We start from the raw sequence: 1,295 nt of genomic DNA on the forward strand, positions 1-1,295 counted from the left end.
CATTGCAGGTCCACTTTCACTCCTGGGGCTCGTGCCGGGCCATTCAATTATGTATGGCGATATAGGAATTTAGACAATTGCTATTCTAGTCATCTGGAACGCAAGTTCGTCACATTATATGATGGCTCGAATCTCTGTAGAGGAGAGCGCTTGTGGCGAATGCAGGTGTTAGAGGCCGGCCAATCGAGCCGTTGGTGCTGAGTCCGCTAGAGCGAGCATATTTAGAGAGGCAGGTTCGTCGTCATCGCGTGGCCCGGTCGCTATCTGAGCGGTGCCGCGCAATCCTACGGTGTGCAGATGGCTTGCCAAGCAAGTCTGTGGCTGCCGAACTTGGCATCCATGAACACACCGTTGGCAAGTGGCGCCGCCGATTCTTGAAGGATCGCTGTGATGGCCTGCTTGACGAAGCCCGCCCCGGCCGCCCTCGAACCATCAACGACGATCAGGTTGCTGCGGTAATCGAGCGGACATTGCGTACAACGCCGCCCGACGCGACGCACTGGTCGATCCGCTCGATGGCTGCAGAAACTGGCTTTTCTCACACTACTATCCGCCGAATGTGGACGGCGTTCGGCTTGCAGCCGCACCGCAGCCAGACATTTAAACTGTCGAGCGATCCGCTATTCGTCGATAAGGTGCGCGATATTGTCGGGCTTTACCTATCCCCACCGAACCGAGCCGTTGTCCTCAGCGTTGATGAAAAGAGTCAGATACAAGCACTCGATCGCGAGCAACCGGTCTTGCCGATGATGCCTGGCGTACCGGAACGTCGCACGCACAGCTACGTGCGGCATGGTACGACCACGCTTTTTGCCGCGCTCGATGTCGCTTCCGGGTTTGTCATTGGCAAATGCTACAAGCGCCATCGGGCGGTCGAGTTCTTGAAGTTCCTCAAAGAGATCGACGCTCAAATCCCTGAGGGGCTCGCTATCCATATCGTCATGGACAACTACGCCACCCACAAGACGCCCAAGATCAAAGCGTGGCTCGCTCGCCGGCCGCACTATCATGTTCACTTCACGCCGACTTCTGCGTCATGGATCAATCAGATCGAGCGTTGGTTCGCTGAGCTCACCAGAAAGCAAATCCAGCGAGGTGTTCACACCTCCGTCAGGCAGCTCGAGGCCGACATCCGTACCTTCATCGAACTGCACAACAACAACCCGAAGCCCTTCAAATGGACCAAGTCCGCAGACCAGATCTTGGCTTCCGTCAAACGCTTCTGTCACAAAGCTCAGCAGACATTATGTGGCGAACTTTAGATTCACGTGACTAGAAGAAAATATCATAAGCTT

1 protein-coding gene is annotated in these 1,295 nt (G+C 55.3%); it reads left to right on the forward strand.

The window, feature by feature from the left end; all coding sequences use genetic code 11:
• The first annotated feature begins 152 nt into the window (after window positions 1–152).
• Window positions 153–1,262, forward strand: a complete 1,110-nt coding sequence (locus AC630_RS42385) for an IS630 family transposase (RefSeq protein ID WP_074124389.1) — start codon at window positions 153–155, stop codon at window positions 1,260–1,262.
• The last annotated feature ends 33 nt before the right edge of the window (window positions 1,263–1,295 follow it).

This window comes from Bradyrhizobium sp. AS23.2, from assembly GCF_001908185.1.
Classification (GTDB): domain Bacteria; phylum Pseudomonadota; class Alphaproteobacteria; order Rhizobiales; family Xanthobacteraceae; genus Bradyrhizobium.